The 17,882-nt window shown below is 37.7% G+C and carries 18 protein-coding genes and 1 tRNA gene; 13 read left to right on the top strand and 6 right to left on the bottom strand.

Annotated features, from left to right (window positions below; translation table 11 throughout):
* Positions 1–3: 3 nt before the first annotated feature.
* From OFO10_RS01890 to OFO10_RS01910, 5 genes are all read left to right on the top strand, one after another.
* Positions 4–225 (top strand): DUF4006 family protein, encoded by a 222-nt coding sequence (locus OFO10_RS01890; protein ID WP_270858399.1) that lies wholly within the window; start codon positions 4–6, stop codon positions 223–225.
* Positions 226–328: 103 nt separating this feature from the next.
* A complete protein-coding gene (locus tag OFO10_RS01895; protein WP_270865873.1) occupies positions 329–928 on the top strand; it encodes a TPM domain-containing protein in 600 nt (199 codons plus the stop codon).
* Positions 915–1,451, top strand: a complete 537-nt coding sequence (locus OFO10_RS01900) for a 4-hydroxy-3-methylbut-2-en-1-yl diphosphate synthase (RefSeq protein WP_270865874.1) — start codon at positions 915–917, stop codon at positions 1,449–1,451. The genes OFO10_RS01895 and OFO10_RS01900 overlap by 14 nt, the downstream gene beginning before the upstream one ends.
* Positions 1,381–3,822 (top strand): PD-(D/E)XK nuclease family protein, encoded by a 2,442-nt coding sequence (locus tag OFO10_RS01905; RefSeq protein WP_270865875.1) that lies wholly within the window; start codon positions 1,381–1,383, stop codon positions 3,820–3,822. Before OFO10_RS01900 ends, OFO10_RS01905 begins: the two co-directional genes overlap by 71 nt.
* The gene (locus OFO10_RS01910) at positions 3,815–6,736 is read left to right on the top strand and encodes a RecB-like helicase (RefSeq protein ID WP_270865876.1); all 2,922 of its coding nucleotides are present in this window, start codon (positions 3,815–3,817) and stop codon (positions 6,734–6,736) included. The genes OFO10_RS01905 and OFO10_RS01910 overlap by 8 nt, the downstream gene beginning before the upstream one ends.
* Positions 6,737–6,764: 28 nt before the next feature.
* Here OFO10_RS01910 and OFO10_RS01915 read toward each other — a convergent pair whose 3' ends face one another.
* The 4 genes from OFO10_RS01915 to OFO10_RS01930 form a co-directional block, all read right to left on the bottom strand.
* Entirely contained in the window at positions 6,765–7,385 is a 621-nt protein-coding gene (locus OFO10_RS01915) for a LutC/YkgG family protein (protein WP_270865877.1), read from the bottom strand.
* On the bottom strand, positions 7,378–8,805 hold the full coding sequence (locus OFO10_RS01920) for a LutB/LldF family L-lactate oxidation iron-sulfur protein (RefSeq protein ID WP_270865878.1): 1,428 nt from the start codon (positions 8,803–8,805) through the stop codon (positions 7,378–7,380). Before OFO10_RS01920 ends, OFO10_RS01915 begins: the two co-directional genes overlap by 8 nt.
* On the bottom strand, positions 8,802–9,539 hold the full coding sequence (locus OFO10_RS01925; RefSeq protein ID WP_270865879.1) for a (Fe-S)-binding protein: 738 nt from the start codon (positions 9,537–9,539) through the stop codon (positions 8,802–8,804). Before OFO10_RS01925 ends, OFO10_RS01920 begins: the two co-directional genes overlap by 4 nt.
* A gap of 236 nt (positions 9,540–9,775) precedes the next feature.
* Positions 9,776–11,452 carry an L-lactate permease gene (locus OFO10_RS01930; RefSeq protein ID WP_333721401.1) on the bottom strand — a complete coding sequence of 559 codons (1,677 nt, stop codon included), beginning with the start codon at positions 11,450–11,452 and terminating at the stop codon, positions 9,776–9,778.
* Between the two features lie 268 nt (positions 11,453–11,720).
* Between OFO10_RS01930 and rplM the strand changes: the two genes are divergently transcribed.
* The 6 genes from rplM (at position 11,721) to OFO10_RS01960 (ending at position 15,971) form a co-directional block, all read left to right on the top strand.
* Positions 11,721–12,146, top strand: a complete 426-nt coding sequence (rplM, locus tag OFO10_RS01935) for a 50S ribosomal protein L13 (protein WP_270858390.1) — start codon at positions 11,721–11,723, stop codon at positions 12,144–12,146.
* A gap of 2 nt (positions 12,147–12,148) precedes the next feature.
* Positions 12,149–12,538 (top strand): 30S ribosomal protein S9, encoded by a 390-nt coding sequence (gene rpsI, locus OFO10_RS01940; protein ID WP_270858389.1) that lies wholly within the window; start codon positions 12,149–12,151, stop codon positions 12,536–12,538.
* Positions 12,539–12,656: 118 nt separating this feature from the next.
* Positions 12,657–13,658 (top strand): OmpA family protein, encoded by a 1,002-nt coding sequence (locus tag OFO10_RS01945; protein ID WP_270865880.1) that lies wholly within the window; start codon positions 12,657–12,659, stop codon positions 13,656–13,658.
* Between the two features lie 53 nt (positions 13,659–13,711).
* Positions 13,712–14,362 (top strand): HAD family hydrolase, encoded by a 651-nt coding sequence (locus OFO10_RS01950; protein WP_270865881.1) that lies wholly within the window; start codon positions 13,712–13,714, stop codon positions 14,360–14,362.
* 7 nt (positions 14,363–14,369) lie between these two features.
* A tRNA-Gln gene (locus OFO10_RS01955) sits at positions 14,370–14,443 on the top strand.
* A 91-nt stretch (positions 14,444–14,534) separates the two neighbouring features.
* Positions 14,535–15,971, top strand: a complete 1,437-nt coding sequence (locus tag OFO10_RS01960; protein WP_270865882.1) for a leucine-rich repeat domain-containing protein — start codon at positions 14,535–14,537, stop codon at positions 15,969–15,971.
* Positions 15,972–16,070: 99 nt separating this feature from the next.
* Here the strand turns inward: OFO10_RS01960 and OFO10_RS01965 are convergent, their stop codons facing one another.
* Complete coding sequence (locus tag OFO10_RS01965) at positions 16,071–16,532, bottom strand: DUF411 domain-containing protein (RefSeq protein ID WP_270865883.1); 462 nt, start codon at positions 16,530–16,532, stop codon at positions 16,071–16,073.
* Positions 16,533–16,623: 91 nt separating this feature from the next.
* On the bottom strand, positions 16,624–17,058 hold the full coding sequence (locus tag OFO10_RS01970) for a hypothetical protein (RefSeq protein WP_270865884.1): 435 nt from the start codon (positions 17,056–17,058) through the stop codon (positions 16,624–16,626).
* 206 nt (positions 17,059–17,264) lie between these two features.
* On the opposite strand from OFO10_RS01970, the gene rplU reads away from it, so the two are divergent.
* Together rplU and rpmA are read left to right on the top strand one after the other, a co-directional pair.
* Complete coding sequence (gene rplU / locus OFO10_RS01975) at positions 17,265–17,573, top strand: 50S ribosomal protein L21 (protein ID WP_270858383.1); 309 nt, start codon at positions 17,265–17,267, stop codon at positions 17,571–17,573.
* A 10-nt stretch (positions 17,574–17,583) separates the two neighbouring features.
* Positions 17,584–17,841, top strand: a complete 258-nt coding sequence (rpmA, locus tag OFO10_RS01980; RefSeq protein ID WP_270858382.1) for a 50S ribosomal protein L27 — start codon at positions 17,584–17,586, stop codon at positions 17,839–17,841.
* Positions 17,842–17,882 lie beyond the last annotated feature (41 nt).

Consider the following 17,882-nt stretch of genomic DNA (forward strand, 5'->3'; position numbering starts at 1 on the left):
ATTATGGAAAATGTAAAAAGATCGGTTTTTGCGCTAAATGGCGTAACTGGAATGCTAATCGCAACTGCGCTTTTGCTGGCGATTCTTGCATGCCTTACCTGCCTTGGCATTAAGACACAGCAAGCCGTCATGGATAAGCCTTATGAGCTAAAAGATATTAGCTCTGTAAGCGAAAAAAGCTCAGTCGATACGCAAAAAAAAGTATTTGTGATAAAGGATAAGTGATGAGTGATGCATTGATTGAAAAATTGATTTTACTTGGTTGTATCGCTTTGGCTGTGGCAACTGCTGCCTCTGTTTTGACTAGAAATATCCTATTTATCGGTTAATGAGAGCAATTTTTGCGATTTTTTGCCTGTGCATTTTAGCGCAGGCAAAATTTGTTTTAAACACGGGCGAGATTATCACGCCTATGCTTGCAGAAAAAATCGAAATTCTAGGCGCTGAGACGCAGGATAAAACCGGCGTAGGCGTCTATGTACTAGCTACGAAGAGCCTTGGTGGCGCAAGTTTAGAGAATTATGCCCTAAATTTCGCTTCGAATTTAAGCTCGCCTTATGCACTTTTAGTGTTTGCTGAGGCTGAGCATAAGGTCGAAATTTACGGCTCGCCTGAGGCGTTAGCGCTTTTTGATAGAGAGCAAATTTTAAGCGTAGGAAGTGGCGGGCGCATAATCCCAATCATCGCTTCGCAAAAAAAAGATCTAAACCAAACTCAAAAAATCGGCGTTTATAACGCTGCGCTTTTAAACGGATATGCCGAGATTTGCGACCAAATCGCCGCTTCAAAGGGTGTGAGCTTGGAGAATTCTATCGGCAATACAAACAACAATTTCATAAATTTCTTGCGCTATATTTTTTACGCAACGCTGATTTTCGCGCTGGGCTCATATCTATATAAAAAAGGCAGAAAAAATGGCGCAAAATAAAAAAACTCTCTGGCCCTATGGTATCGCATTTAGCATAGTAGCAATCATCGCAGCGTGCGTAGCGACGATAATTTTCTCGCTAGATTACCCGGTGCATAGCGATAATTTTTACTTCGATAAATACCAAAAAGTCGATGAGAATTACAATGAGATCCAGCTAAAACAGCAAAATTTCGAAAAAAAATATGAGGTAAATTTTGAAATTTCAAATCCGCAAAATACAGAAAAAATTAGCCTAAATTTGCCGATAAAAGCGAAAAATAATGCCAAATTTGATAAAATCTCAGCCGAAATTTTACTTACTAGACCAGATAGCACGACTTTTGATAAAAGGCTTAATACACAGTTTTTAGATGGTGCGTTACGAAGCGAAAATTTTAGTATCGAAAAGCTTGGCAGGTGGCAGGTAATGGCAAAAATTTCAGATTCCATAGACACAGGATTTTACAAATTTGAATTCAACGCAACCAAAACAACTTCGGGTATTTACGACTTACAGATCCTTGAAGGAGGCCGTAAATAGGGCAGAGGGCGGAATAGCTTTCGCCGAAAGTTTAAGCGAATTTTACAAAAAGGCAGTTTTTGTAAATGGCTTTGATGAGTGCGGACAGATCGAGCGCACGCTTTTTATGCAAGAGGCCGTCAAAAATACCAAAAATGCAAACGAAAAACTCCGTTTCCCAAGTGAATTTTTCGAATTTATGCAACACAAAGATTATCTGTTTAAATTTTTCAAAGAGCTTGCTAGCGAAAAGGTGAGCCTGCAAACTCTCGATTTTAGCGATACTTACGCGCAATACAGCGAACATTTCGAAATCTTAAAAGAGCTTTTGCAAAATTACCAAAATTTTTTGCAAAACGCTAAAAGCTACGATGAAATCACGCTTCCACAAATTTATGAATTAAACGAAAACTATCTCAAAAGATTTGATAGCATTGAGATTGATATCGACGGAAATCCGAGTAAATTTGAGTTTGAAATTTTAAAGCGAGCTTCGCAGGTTACGCAAATTTATCTAAATTTTAAGGCAAGTAAATTTAATCAAAAAACGCTTCGTAGTATTAGCGAGCTTTGCGGGCTTAACTTTGAGAGTGGATTTAGCTACAAGCTAAATTTAAGCGAGAATAAAATTTTAGAGCCTTATACTGCGCCAATCCCGCAAAATAGCGAAATTGTGCTAAAAGGATTTGAGCTTAGAGCTTTGCAGGCTTGCTATATTTTTGAGAAAATTTCAAAATTTATTAGTCTTGGAATTAATCCGGAAAAAATCGCAGTAATCTTGCCTGATGAGAAATTTGCTAAAACCCTTAAAGCTTTGGACGAAAAAATTAACAAAAACGCCCCAATGCTGAATTTCGCTATGGGCGAAAGTGTCAGAGATAGCCTATTTGGTGTGAGTTTGGCTAAAATTTCAGAGTGCATTAAAGAAAACATAAGACCAAATTTCAACCCACAATATCTAAATTTAGGCAAAGATACGCCGCGGGATTTGCCAAACGAGTATGATTTGTTTTTTAAAGAGGCTGGGATTGGCGAGGAAATTTTTGATAAATTTAGAGAAAATTTCAACAAAAGCGTAGAATTTGAGGTTTTTGATGCTTGTATAAATGAGCTTTTGCACGCAGTCAAAACCAAAAACGATGCCCTAGCAAACAAGCTAAAATCGCCAAAATTTTTAATCAAAATTCTAAACGAAAAATTTGGCGAAAACCTTACGCTATCAAATTTGATTGATCTTTTCCTTGGCGAGCTAAAAAATGTCAAACTCGATGATATTAATGGCGGAAAGGTTACTGTAATGGGGCTTTTGGAGAGTCGTGGTGCAAACTTTGAGGCTGTGATAATCCCTGATTTCAATGATGATTTTGTGCCAAAGCGAAGTGAGGGCGAGATGTTTTTAAACAGCACTCTTCGGGCCAAGGCTGGGCTAATTAGCCACAAAGACAGGGAAGATTTGCAGAGGTTTTATTACTCTTGTTTGATTTTTGGCGCGAAAAAAGTAGCGATTTGCTACCACGACACAGCGGAAAAATCGCCGTCTAGGTTTTTGAAAAATTTTAACACGCAAGAAGATATGGACGAGTTTAGCATGCAAGATTATTTGCGCATTTTTAATGGCAAGCTCTATGAAAAGCCAGAATTTAGCGATTTTACGCCAAAGATGGAGCATGATTTTTTTGCTCAGCCTGTCTCGCATGCTAGATTTGATACATTTAGCACATGCAAAAGAAAGTATTATTACTCATATATTTTAAATATCAAAGAGGGGCTGAAATTTGGCGAGGATAACGCTTCTATGGGAAATATCTTGCACGAGGCGTTTGAGGAGTATTACGCTAAATACCCTAAATTTGACTACGCAAAATTTGAGGAAATTTACCTTAAAAAGGCTATGAAAAAAAATGCCGATTTTTACAGCATTTATTATGATTTATGCAGGGTTAAATTTTTGGCTAAAACCATAGTTGAACACGAGCAAAAGTGGAATTTTGCGCAAAGTGAGGCGAATTTTGATGGCGTTCAATTTAACGAATTTGCCACAATTAGCGGAAAAATCGATCGCATAGACACAAACGAAAGTGGCGATAGATTTATCATTGATTACAAAAGAGGCGATTACAATGCCAAATCAATGCAGCTAAAATTCTACAAAGCCCTTTTGGGTGATGATGAAATGGAGGCTGCGTATCTCTCGCTAAGGGATAAAAAATTTGTTTTCGATGAAAATGAAAAAGATGATGCCGGAAAAAGTGCATTTGAAATTTTATCTGAAAAATTTGAAGAAATCAGAGTGCTTTGCGAAAGCGAAATCAGTTTTGAGCGCGCGAGCAAGAGCGGTGCATGCAAATATTGCGCGTATAAAATAATCTGTAAAGGCGAAATCAATGATTAAGATGAAAACAAATGAAGGCAAGGACGCAAGATATCTAGCGCTTGAAGCTAGCGCGGGTAGCGGAAAGACATTTTCTTTGGCGGTTAGGTTCGTAGGGCTCGTGCTTTTGGGCGAGAATATAAATGAAATTTTGGCTTTGACCTTTACTAAAAAAGCGGCCGCTGAGATGAAGGTGCGCATAATCGATACATTTTCACTGCTTCACACGCCACAAAAAGAGGCTGAGCTTGACGCGCTTTGCGTGCTTTTGGGTAAGGAAAAAGAGGAAATTTTGCGCCTTAGAGATGAGCATTTGGCGAAATTTATGGATTGCGCTTTGAATATTTCGACCTTTGATGCGTTTTTTGGCAAAATACTGCGCGCGTTTGCCCTAAATGCGGGGATTAATCCAAATTTTCAAAACGACGATAATATACTAAAAGCCCAAAATGACGCCTTTATCAAAGAAGCTTTCAAAAACGATGAATTATCGGGCAAAATGTATGAATACATAAACGATGCAAATTTAAACAAACAAGCGTTTTTTGGGGGCATTAGTGAGCTGTGGAAAAATGGAATAAGTGCAGATATTAGCCAAAGCAAAGCCCCGAATTTAGACGAAATCAATGAAATTTTAGCCCGTATGCACGAAATTTTAGTGCGCAATAAAGCGAGCGATAAACAACTAAACTTTATGTTGCAAACTAACAATATTAGCGAATTAAGTGACAGATCGTGGTTTGATAAACCAAGTTTAGATTACAGAACTTTTGCTAAGGCTTTTTCGCCTGATTTAGATGATGAATTTGCAAATTTAAAGCGTGCAATGCTTGAATATGCGACAAAATTTGAAAATTATCAAATTTCATCTTTGGCAAAATTTCTAAATTTCTACTCACAAAACAAAAAAGAACTTAGCAAAAAAAGCGCCAAGATGACATTTTCTGATGTTAGCGTGGGCGTGCATGAGCTGTTTTGCAAAACTGGCGAGATTGGAGAGCACAATGATTTGCTCTATTTTAGGCTCGATTCGAAAATCAAGCACCTTTTAATCGACGAGTTTCAAGACACCAGCGTTTTGCAGTATGAAATCATGCTTCCTTTGATTGATGAAATCGTCGCAGGGCTAGGTCAAAGCGGGCTAGGAAGCCTTTTTTATGTGGGCGATAAAAAGCAAAGTATTTATAAATTTCGCGGGGCAAAAAAGGAGCTTTTCGATTCGCTCAAAGATAGGCATAATCAAATAGTTTTGGAAACTATGCCAAAAAATTATCGCAGTTTAAAGCTTTTGGTTCGATTTGTAAATGCGATTTTTGGGGATTTGGAGATAAATGAAGAAACTGGCGAAAAATACGATTACAAACCGCAAGAAGCAAATAAATTTAATGAGAGCAAATTTAGCGCAGAGGTTTTAGATAAAATTTTAAAATTCCCAAAAGAAAATAAAAATTTATCGTTTTTCACGCCAGATGACGACGATTTTGGCTATATTTGCGCTAAGACATACGAAGATGTTTGTGAGGGTGCTGTAAGCGAGGCTATACGCTTGATTAAAGAGCATAGCGTAAGCCCTAGCGATATAGCGATTTTGTGCTGGACGAATAAAGATGTAGCAAAGATACAAGAGCTTTTGTCGCTAAAAAATATTTCATCATCGACCGGCGCTACGAAAAAACTAATCGCTACGCCCCAAGTTAAGGCGATTAGCGAGTATGCGAAGTATCTAATTAGCAAAGATGAAATTCACGCTTTAAATATAAAATCGCTTTTAAATTTAAGCGACAAGCCAGATTTTAGCCCAGTTTCGCTAAGTGATGAGCCTGTGAGTGTAGCTAAGACAATCGCTGAAAATTTGGGGCTAAATTTTGGCGATGAAAATTTGCTCATATTTTTTGAAATTTTGCAAAAGTATGATAGCTTCGCGCAGTATCTTTTCGCAGATGATAACAGCGACGCCTATGCCAAGGAACTTAGCGGGGTCAAGATTATGACCGTGCATAAGTCAAAGGGGCTAGAATTTGCGCATGTGATTTTGTGTGATTTGCTTAGCAAAGGAGGCGGCGATAGGGATAAATTTATGCTAGGTTACGACGGGCAGTGGCGCATAAAATACCGCATGACAAATAGAGAAATTTACGATGCAGAGTATGCAAAATTTAAAAAAGATAGCGAAAATTTGGAACGAGCTGAGGTTTTCAACAAGCTATATGTGGGCTTTACAAGAGCCGAAAAATCGTTGATAATCGTAAAAAAAGGCGGTGTTTTAAACGGAAACAACCCTAGCTATTTTACGCCTTATACTTCAAATAAAGTTGATAAGAAATTTTTAGAAATCGAGGATTTTGAGTATGGCTACATCATACCAAGTAGCGTTACGCCAGCGCTAGTGCAAAAACCAAAAAAGATAAATCTACAACCAGTCGCGAAACAAAATATCACAGAGTATGAAAGAGCCAGCGATAGGGCTGTCGTGGCGGAATTTAGCAAGGTTTATAAGGGCGAGGCGCTGCACTACACGCTTGAAATGCTTGATGATTTTGAGATTTCTAGCTTGGAGAGTGCGCTAAATTTGGCAAAAAATCGCTATGCGAAATATTTGGATTCGAGCGATTTTGATGAGATTAGGCAAAAGGTCGAAAGCTTGTGCGCTAATGAGGAGTTTTTATCATACATATCAGGGTGCGAAATTTACAAAGAAATTTCGATAAAACGGGAAAATGGTGGAGTTTCTAGGGTGGATTTGATGTGCGTTAGAGATGATGAGGTTTTGCTTTTTGACTACAAAAGCTCTCCATATTTTTTAGAAAAAAACAAAAAACAGATTAAATCATACAAAAAAGATTTAATCTTATCAAGCAAAAATCCAAATTTGAGTGTTCGCACATTTATCGTGGTTTTAGAAAATTCTGTAAAAATCGAAGAGGTAAAAGAATAAATTTAACTCCCAAAATGGGAGTTAAATTTTAGTATAGCACTACATGGACATTTCGTGGTCCATGCACGCCAAGAACTGTGATAAGCTCGATATCTGCGGTGCGAGATGGTCCCATGATAAAGTTGATATTTGTAGGCAACTCATCTTTTGTAACCTCTGCTAAGGCTTTATCTAAGCTTTCTACAAGGGCATTTTTTCTAAGCAAAATAATGCAGTTTGTCGGAAGCAAGCTAAGAAGTCTTGGTTGTGCTTTTGAGCTAACTACGCAGCATACGCCAAAGTTTGAAACACCAACTTTTGCTTGAATAATCGAAGTATCCGCATCAAAAAGCGCTTCTCTTATCTCATTTACTGGTTTGTCAAACGGCAATTTTTCTGCTTGCAATTTGTCTGTTTTGATTGGCAAATCTGAACCAAACATAACTGTTTTTGCGCCGACTGTTTTGACGATCTCTTCTACTAGCGCTTGAAGTCCTTTTTCGTCTGTCTCATGAACAACAGCTTTATTATTTGTCAAATTTGTCTTAAAGTTTTCATATTTATCGCCTTCGTTTTCGACAAATTTAGTTATATCTAGTGGTTCGATTTCTGTTCTTTTAGCTACTCTGTTTGACCTAATTTTAGCTAAAATTGTCTCTTTGCTACTCATAGATTACTCCTTCGATTTTTTGGATATCTGCGTGTAGATTTCCTTTTAAGACAGGTGCTGAGCGATGTCTTGTCCATAGTTTTACCACAGGGATTGAATCTGCCTTTTTAACTACGAAATTTGAGAATTTAGAAGCTATGGAAATTCCAGTTCTCCACATAAATCCATTTGTAGCAACTGTTCTAAATCCAGCAAATCCCATTGCTTCGATTTTGCTGTGTTCTAGCAAATCAGAGCCTTTTGCTTTTTTCTTACCTTCACCGACTTTATTGCTTCTTAGCTTTCTGATTGTCTCTGCTAACGGAATTTTAACAGGGCAAACTTCGCTACATCTACCACAAAGTGAGCAGAAATTAAGAATATCTGCATTTTTTTCCATACCAAAAAGTTGTGGGCTGATTACTTCGCCGATTGGTCCTGGATATACAGCGTGGTATGTGTGACCGCCGATTTTATCATAAACAGGGCAGTAGTTCATACAAGCACCGCATCTAACGCATCTTAGAGCTTCGAAGTATTCTTCATTTGTTAGCATATCGGTTCTACCGTTATCTAGTAAGACAACATGGACTTCTTTTGGACCGTCTAACTCGCCCTCTTTTCTAGGGCCTGTGATGATGTTGTTATAGCAAGTAATAGGCGCACCTACGGCTGATGGAGTAACAGGCGAGTGAGCGCTTACTACATCTTCAAATGTCTCTAAAACTTTTTCTATACCACAGATTACGATATGCACATCAGGGGCTGTGGTACACATTCTACCGTTACCTTCGTTTTCTAGCAACCAAATGGCTCCTGCCTTGCTAATACCAAAATTTGCGCCTGAAATTCCGATTTTCATCGTTCTAAATTCGTTTCTTAGGTGGTTTCTAGCGATTGCATTTAGTTTTTCAGGTTCGCTCTCTAATGGCGCACCTAAGCGCTCTTGGAAAATTTTACCGACTTCATTGCGGTTTTTGTGAATCGCAGGGACGACGATATGAACAGGCGGATCTTGGATTAATTGGATAATCAACTCACCAAGGTCGGTTTCTTGGGCTTTGATGCCTCTTTCTTCTAAATAGTGGTTTAGGTGAATTTCTTCACTAGCCATTGTTTTTTGTTTTAGAACTTTATCTCCGTTGTGAGATTTTATAATTCGATAAATTATCTCGTTTGCTTCCTCGCCATTTACTGCCCAATGCACTTTCATGCCGTTTTTTGTAGCATTTGCTTCAAATTCGAGTAGTCTTTCATCAAGTGTCGCAAGAGAGTTATTTTTAACGGTTCTTGCTCTGCTTCTTAACTCATCAAAATTTTTAAATTTTGTAGTGCTAAGTCTGTTTCTGTTACCTTGAAGAGTGTGCATTGCAGAGTCAAGGTTTGCTCTTAGTTGTTTGTCAGCAAGCTTTTGATTTACTAAATTTTCATGATTCATCATAGCGTTGCTCCTTCAATTCTTTTGATTATGAAATCATATAGATGAATACCTTTTACTCTTGAACCATTTTTTTTCATAGTTCCTGTGATATTCATCAAACAGCCGCCATCACCTGAAACGATATAATCAGCTCCGCTTTCTTCTATGAATTTAATCTTTTGTTGAACCATAGCGTTAGAAATTTCAGGCTCTTTTACAGCGAAAGTTCCGCCAAATCCGCAACATTCCTCTTCTCTTTCAAGCTCGATTAATTCTACATTTTTGAATTGAGCTAGCAAATTTTTAGCGTTTTGGATTGATTTTTGGACGCGCAAAGCGTGGCAGTTCGAGTGCCAAGTGATTTTTACTTTTTCGCCTTTGTCTTCGTATTTGACATGCAAAACCTTGTCTAAATACTCGCACAAATCATAAACCCTAGAACTAAATTCTTTGACTTTTCCTTCGTATTCTGTGCCTTTGAAAAGCTCGACATAATCGTGCTTCATCATACCAGCACACGAACCAGATGGAACGATAACAGGATAATTTTCGCTAAAAAGATTGATATTGTGTAGGGCTATTTTTTTAGTGTCTTCGAAATAACCTGTATTGTAGCTTGGCTGGCCACAGCAAGTTTGATCTTTTTTGAAAATAACCTCTACACCCTCTCTTCTTAAAAGCTTAACTGCATTTAAAGCGGTATCGGTAAAAACCGCGTTGCCAAGACAGGTTGCAAAAAAATAAACCTTATTCACCTTTATTCTCCTTTCTCGAATAAATTTAAATTTAAACTAGTTATTTTATCACGCTTTTGGAATATTTTGTATTAAATTTGGATTAAAATAACATTAAATTATAATTAAAATGAAATGTAATTTTTTTATTACAATATTTTTTAAGTTTAAAAAAAGAAAAATTTGAAAAATTTAAAATTTAAGCATAAAAAAATAGTGAAATTCTATCCGCAAAGATAGAATTTCACTCATAAAATTTATAGCAATATCACACCGATTATAACGGCTATTATTGCATAAAATACTGCTGGGGCTATATTGTAAGTAAGACATCTAGCCTCGCCTTTGCCTAGCAAGCCCACGGTTGCGCAAACAGCAACGATATTGTTGATACAAACCATGTTACCGATAGCACCACCAACATTTTGGAGTGCAACAATAACTTCGGTTTTTAAGCCAACAAGCGTAGCTGTTTCGTATTGAAGACCTGAGAAGAGCATATTTGATACTGTGTTTGAACCAGAGAAAAATGCTCCAAGAATACCAACTAGTGGCGCAACAGCAACATAAGCTTGACCTGAAATATCAGCAAAGAATTTCGCCATAAGTTTAATCATAGAGTAGTTAGTTCCATCAACTGTTGTGCCGACATTTAACATGATTTGAACCAAAGCCAAACCAGCTGCTAGTGGAATTGCCGCTGCTGCAACTTGTTTGAAAGTTTTGCTCCAAGCCTCTTTTACATCATTGCCACTCATTCTGTGCAAGAATATAGTAAGGATAGCAACCAAAATAAATGGAATAATACCTGGTAAATAGCCGTAGTTGAAGCTATATGCAGTGCCAGGGACACCAAACATCAAGTTATCAGGAGCAGTAAATAGATTTATTTTCCAGCTTTGTAGAATTGGTTTTAATCCGATTGCAGGAATACGAGTAACAACTAGTATAAATGAAATAAGGATGTATGGTAACCAAGCCATAAACAATGGCATCTCTTTTTTGCTACTCTCTTCTTGTTTAGGTGCATTTTCAGAAGCCTGAGTTGAACCTATCCAAAATTCTTGCCATTGTGCGCGAGGAACGAAATCCCAGTTCTCTTTTGGAGTCATAAATCCAGCTTTTGCAGATGCGATAAGGATACCAAGAGATATAAGACCAGCAAGAAGTGATGGTAACTCAATACCCAAGAATTTTGCGCCTATCAAATAAGGAACGATGAAGCTAACTGAGGCAAGCATAGCAAATGGCAATGCAGGAAGAGCGTCTTTGAAGCTTCTATTTTTACCGAATAGTTTTACCATTATCATAACAACGATAAAAGGAATAAAAATAGCGCCTACTGAGTGGATGATAGCAGTATTTGTGCTAACGGTAGTGATATACGAATCTATGTTTCCACCGCTTCCTTCTACAAGACTTTGAACGGTAGTTTTAACACCAAATGTTGGAGTTCCAACCGCACCGTAGCTAACAGGCGAGCTGTTTAGCACAAGACATGCAAGAGCTGCACTAAGAGCAGGAAAGCCAAGACCTACTAGAAGTGGAGCAGCCAAAGCAGCAGGTGTTCCAAAACCAGCCGCACCCTCAATAAATGCACCAAACGCCCAACCAATAATCAACACTTGAACACGGCGGTCAGTTGAAATTTTGGTAAAGCCGTTGTTGATTGAGTTCATAGCGCCTGAGTATTTCATGGTGTTTAAGATCAAAATAGCACCAAAAATGATGACTAAGATATCAAACGCCTTCATAAAGCCCAAAAGCACATACGCCAAAACGCTGGTGCCATCGGCATTTACACTAAACGCAGACAGAGCTATACCAATCGCTAAAAACATGGCAACACTAAGCGAGAGCTTAGAACTAAGTTTAAACCCTATCATCATAACCAAAATGACGACAATAGGTAAAAAGGCCAGCAAGGTATGCATCGTTAGATCTCCTTTGCAAGATAAATTTAGATTATCTTTTGATAATTCTCAAATCGAAAGTCTATACAAAAATAAATAAATAATAAATAAAAAAGAATACTTTAATTATTTTTTAAAAAAATTTTAAAGAAAATGTATTTAAGGTATCAAAATTTCCAAAATTTTGCCCCAAAAAACTTAAATTCTTTAAATTTTACTTAAATTCAGTTTTTTATAAGGTTATTTCTGTAAAATCCCATTTTTCAAAATTTTTAAGAAGGCGGAAATCATGACAGAAATTACAAAGCCTAGCGAAGTCAAACGCGACTGGGTTGTTATTGATGCAACTGACAAAAGATTCGGTAGAATGCTAACCGAAGTCGCAGTTTTATTGCGCGGCAAACACAAACCATGCTACACACCAAATGTTGATTGTGGCGATTATGTCATTATCGTAAATGCTTCAAAAGCAGTTTTTACAGGTGCAAACAAAGGCGAGGATAAGCTATATCATAGCTATTCAGGGTATTTTGGAAGTCTAAAAAGCGTTAAATTTGAGGATATGTTGAAAAACAATCCTGCTAAATTATACAAACTTGCAGTTCGCGGTATGCTTCCTAAAACAAAACTAGGTAAAGCAATGATTAAAAAGCTTTTCGTTTATGAGGGTAGCGAGCACCCACATACAGCGCAAACAACAAGTAAAGGAAAATAATTATGGCAACAATTTACGCAACAGGCAAAAGAAAAACAGCCGTAGCTAAGGTATGGTTAAAACCAGGTAGCGGTAAAATGGTTGTAAATGGTATGGACCTAAATACTTGGCTTGGCGGTCACGAGGCTATTAAATTAAAGGTTATTCAACCGCTTTTAGTTACAAAACAAGAGACATCTATGGATATCACTGCTCAAACACTAGGCGGTGGCTATTCAGCTCAGGCGGAGGCGTTGCGCCACGGTATTTCACGCGCACTAGCAGCTATGGATAAGGATTTCAGAGCAGCTCTAAAACCAAAAGGTCTTTTAACTCGCGATTCTCGCTCAGTAGAAAGAAAGAAATTTGGTCGCAGAAAAGCGCGCAGAAGCCCACAATTCTCAAAAAGATAATAGGGTTTTGGCTGTTATTTTTCAAGGTTTTTTTAAACTTAATTGGAAAATTTTAAAAAATTTTAAAAAAAGATTTACTATAATTAAAAGTTTTAAATTCATTTCGAAAGGATGTTTAATGAAAAAAGTTTTACTTGCACTAAGCTTGTGTGCATCAAGTGCATTACTTGCAACAGATGCAGATTATCACTGGGAGATCACTCCTACAATCGGTGGTATGACTCACGAAGGTAACATGGATTTGGATTCAAATTTCATGGCAGGTCTTCGCCTAGCTAAAAACCTTCAAGATTCATTTATCGATCAAATCGAGTTAGGTTTTGACTATTCTCGCGATATCGGTTTAGAGGACCTTGCTCACAGAAATGGTGGCAAAGAGCCAAACGCTAAATACTACCACATCAATTTGGTAAAAGATTTAGTAAATTTCACTGACAACTTCAAACTATATGGCTTAACTGGTGTTGGTTATATGGATTATAGCAAAGATGTATTCAATGACGGCGACCAAGACAGCGGTTTCTGGCAATATGGTCTAGGTATGAAATACTACATCACAAGAAACTTTGCTACAAAACTTGAAGCAAGAGACGCTATCAGATTCGAAGACGGCAACCATGTTCTATTCTATACACTTGGCTTCGCTGTTGATTTCGGTAAAAGATTTGCAGACGCTGCAACTGGCTGCGTAGATTCAGACAATGACGGCGTATGCGATGATATGGATAGATGCCCAGGCACAGCTGCTGGTGTAGTTGTAGATGAATACGGCTGCGAAAAAGTAATCAGACTAAACCTAGGCGTAAATTTCGCTACTGATAGCTCAAAAATTTCAGATGAATACATGAGCGAAATCAAAAATGTAAGCGACTACCTAAATGAGCACTCAGATTACAGCGTAATCCTAGAAGGCCACACAGATAGCACTGGTTCAGATGCTTACAACCAAAAACTATCTGAGAGAAGAGCGGCTGCTGTTGCTGGCGCATTGCAAAACTTCGGCGTTGATGCTGCTAGAATTTCTAGCGTAGGCTATGGCGAGTCTCAACCAATCGCTACAAACGCTACAAAAGAAGGTCGCGCTCAAAACAGACGCGTTGATGCTAAATTTAGAAAATAATCTTTCTAAAAATTTTAAGCGGGGCTTAGGCTCCGCTTTTTTTATTTACAAAAATGCAGAAATTTAACACTACAATTTTATTTGATTTAGACGGGACTTTGATAGATTCGACCTCTGCGATTTTGGAGGGTTTTGCTTATGCTTTTTCTAAAATGGGCGAGGCTTGCCCAGATGATGAAGCGATCAAAAAACTAATCGGCTATCCGCTAGATGAAATTTTTGCTGGACTTGGTGTAGTGGGCGATACGAGCGAATATGTAAGGCTCTATAAAGAAAAATATGTTAAAATTTATCTAGATCAAACCATGCTTTTGCAGAGTGCTTACGAAGCTGTGGAATTTGGTGCTAAATTTGCAAATTTAGGCGTGGTTACCACGAAAACATCGAAATTCTCGAAACTCTTGCTAGACAAACTTGGCGTTGGCGAGTTTTTCAGTGTGATAATCGGCAGAGAAGATGTAGAGCATGTCAAACCGCACGCCGAACCTATCATAAACGCGATGAAGGGATTAGGCTTGCCTGTGGATAAAAGAGTTTTTATGGTGGGCGATACGAAGCTCGACGCACTAGCAGCGAGCAACGCCGGAGCGCGTAGCGTGGGTGTAATGTGTGGGTATGGCGATGAGGCGCAGCTTAGAAAGCACTGCGAGTTTGTCTGCGAAAACGCTTACGCGGCAGTGAGTTTAATCAAACAAAATTTATAATTCCCCTTGGGCTATCGTCTAATGGCAGGACAACGAACTCTGGATTCGTGAATATAGGTTCGACCCCTATTAGCCCATCCAAAATTTTAAATTTTTTCAAAATTCACAAAAACTAAAAATTCACTTTTTTGCTATAATCTATCTTATTAAATTTTTTAAATTTGGAGATTGTATGAAAAAAATACTTTTAGCGATACTTATAATAGGACAAATTTTTCTAAATGCCAACCAAGGCGATAAAGAGTTGATAAATTCGCCAGAACTTGATAGCAAAACAAACGAGCAAATGCAAATTCTAGCAAAATTTGTGGATTATCGCCGAACTTGGAATTACGCCAAACACGATAAATTGAAACAAAAACTCGACAATAAGGAAATAACTGTTGCCGAATTTGAAGAAGCTATAAAAGATTTAAAGATAAAAACTACAAAAGATTATTATGATAATCTTGGCATTTTTAGCAAAATCGAGCTATCAAAACACGCTAATTTTATGATTAGCTCTGCCGTTAGGCAAGATGATATAAAAGAGCTTCCAAGCGAAATTTGCATGCTTGAAAATTTAGAAGAAATCGATGTAGAAGGCACAGGCATCACCGACCTGCCACCTTGCGTGATAAATTTAACCAAACTTGAAAGGCTAAATTTCGGTAAAACTTACATAAAAGAAATTCCCGAAACCATAAGCAAAATCCCAAATCTAAAACGCCTATCTTTGCGAACTTCCAAGCTAGAAAGATTAGGAAGTCACATATCAAATTTAAAAAATTTAGAATATCTAGACATTTCGAAAACAGCGATTTCTGAAATACCACCGCAAATCGAAAATCTTGTGAGCCTAAAAGGAATTGATTGCTACAATTGTAGAAATCTAAACTCACTGCCAAAAGAGCTTGCAAATTTGCAAAATTTGGAAGTATTGGACTTGATGAATTTAACTATAAAGGACTTTCCAGATGAAATTCTAAATTCAAAAAGCCTAAAATTACTAGATTTAAGTTTTGAAAATTTCCCGTCAAATTTCGCAAATTTGCAAAGTTTGGAAGTATTAAAAATCGGAAAAATAAATATGGAAAATTTGAGCGAAATTTTGAAATTAAAAAATTTAAAACGCTTAACGATTAGAAGCGGAAACATTACTGCCCTACCCGATGAGATAGAAAATTTAATGGATTTAGAAGAGCTTTATTGCACGAACGGGGATTTGGAAACAATCTCACCAAAAATCGCAAATCTAAAAAATCTAAAAGAGCTTTGGATTGACGGCAACAAAAAACTATCGCAGTTGCCAGAAAATTTGGGCGATTTAGAAAGCTTAGAAACCTTGCTTATATATGATACGAATATAACCAAACTGCCACAAAGCATGGTAAATTTAAAAAAATTAGATGAATTATGGATTTCAAATACGGGGATTAACGAACTTCCAAGCGGATTTGGGAATTTAGAAAATTTAAGAGAACTAGGTATAGATAACACCAAAATAACCGAATTTCCAAATGGTTTTGAGAATTTAGGGAAATTAGAGCAACTATATTTCAAAAACACGCCAATTAAAAATCAAGAAATTTTATCAAAAATGCCGAATTTAAGGATTATTGAGAAATAAATTAATTTCTGCGACTAAATTCGCCATATACAAATTTAATTAAAACTTCTTGTAACCTTGAAATTTGGCGAATTTGCGTTCGCCAAATTTCACTAAATTTTATTTGATTTTTTCCTTGCCTTTGTATGTGGCGACGACCTTTGTGGTGCCGTCTTTTTTGATTGCGATGACATCGTAAATCTCAGGCTCGGCGCCCACTTCCATACCAGGGCTTTCTAATGGCATGGCAGGAACTGCGATACCGATAATATCGCTTGGTTTTTGATTTAGGATTATGCGGATTTCGCCTGCTGGGACATGGCCTTCGACGACATAGCCATCAATCAGCGCAGTGTGGCAGCTAGCAAGCTCTAATGGGACTTTTTCATCGTATTTTTTTTGGATAAAAGCTTCATCGCCCAAGTAGATGTGTTTGGTCTCAAAGCCATTTTCGCGCAGATAAGCCGACCATTTGTGGCAGCACTCGCAGGTTAGGCCCTGATAAATTTCGATGAAATTACCAGCGTGCAAATTCGCGCAAAATACGCCAAAAAGCGCTGTGGAGAGTAAAATTTTATTCATTATAAATCCTTTGATTACAAAAATTGTGGCGATTATATGACAAAAGATTAAATTTTAAAAATTCCTTGCCAAATTTGGCAAGGAAGGTGGATTATAAGCATTTTGAGATTGCTGATGAGATCGCAGATTTAGGGACATAACCCTCAGAATCGCTAGTCAAAGAGACATCGCAACCTGGTTTGTAGTTTTTCCAAGTGTAGATATTGCCGTTGTTTGCGGTAGTGCGGATAGAATCTGGCTGTTTATTCCACGCTGAAATTACTTGGTTGATATGAAAAGCATCGCTTTTATTGACTACGGCATCGGTTGTGCTTGCATCTGGTAGGTTCTCTTCGACCATTTCTATGGTGTCGTTTGAGACCTCTTGGACTTTGTCTGTCACGCCACTTATGCTTGGCTCATTTGCTGGGGCAGTGGTTTGAGAAGCGCTTTGAGTGCGTGCGCCGGTTGGTTGGTTGGCTATATTCCAGTTAGAACAGCCTGTGAAAATAGCGGATAAAAGGATTATCGCAGCTAATTTTTTCATCTAAATTCTCCTAAAATAAATTCAGGCTGATAGTATCACATTTATGTTTAGTTTAAAATTAAAACTGCAAATATCTTAAATTTTATTATGCGTTTCAGTAGGAATTTATGAAATTTAAGATAAAATCCCAAGTTTATTACCAAATCGGGCTATTAAATTTTGCAATGCAAATGCCCTTTTGGCTACCAAATTTTTAAGGAGCTTTGATGTATGCAATCATCAAACACGGCGGCAAGCAATATAGAGTAGAGGAGGGAAACTACCTAAATCTAGATCATTTTGCAGCAGAGCCAAAAAGTAAAGTCGAACTTAGCGAAGTTTTAGCGCTAAATGACGGCGAGTTAAAGGTAGGTGCGCCATTTGTTAAGGGTGCAAAGGTGGTTTTAGAGGTCGTTACAGAGGGTAAAGACAAAAAAGTCGTAATCTACAAAAAACGCAGAAGAAAAGACTCAAAATTAAAACGCGGTTTCAGACGCCAATACACTCGCGTCAAAGTTGTCGCAATCAACGCATAAAGGATAGCTAATGGCACACAAAAAAGGTCAAGGTTCAACCCAAAATAACCGTGATAGTATCGGACGCCGCTTAGGTGTGAAAAAATTCGGTGGCGAGTTTGTTAGAGCTGGCAATATCATCATCCGCCAAAGAGGCACTGCAACTCACCCAGGTAGCAATGTAGGTCTTGGCAACGATCACACAATCTTTGCTCTAATCGACGGCGTAGTAAAATTCGAGCGCAAAGACAAAAATCGCAAACAAGTATCAGTTTATCCTGTTGCGTAATTTTAGGGGCATTTCGCCCCTTTTCTTCTTAAAATTTCCAC

Origin of the sequence: Campylobacter sp. VBCF_06 NA8 (genome assembly GCF_027737825.1) — a bacterium.
In the GTDB taxonomy this organism is placed as follows: Bacteria; Campylobacterota; Campylobacteria; order Campylobacterales; family Campylobacteraceae; genus Campylobacter_B.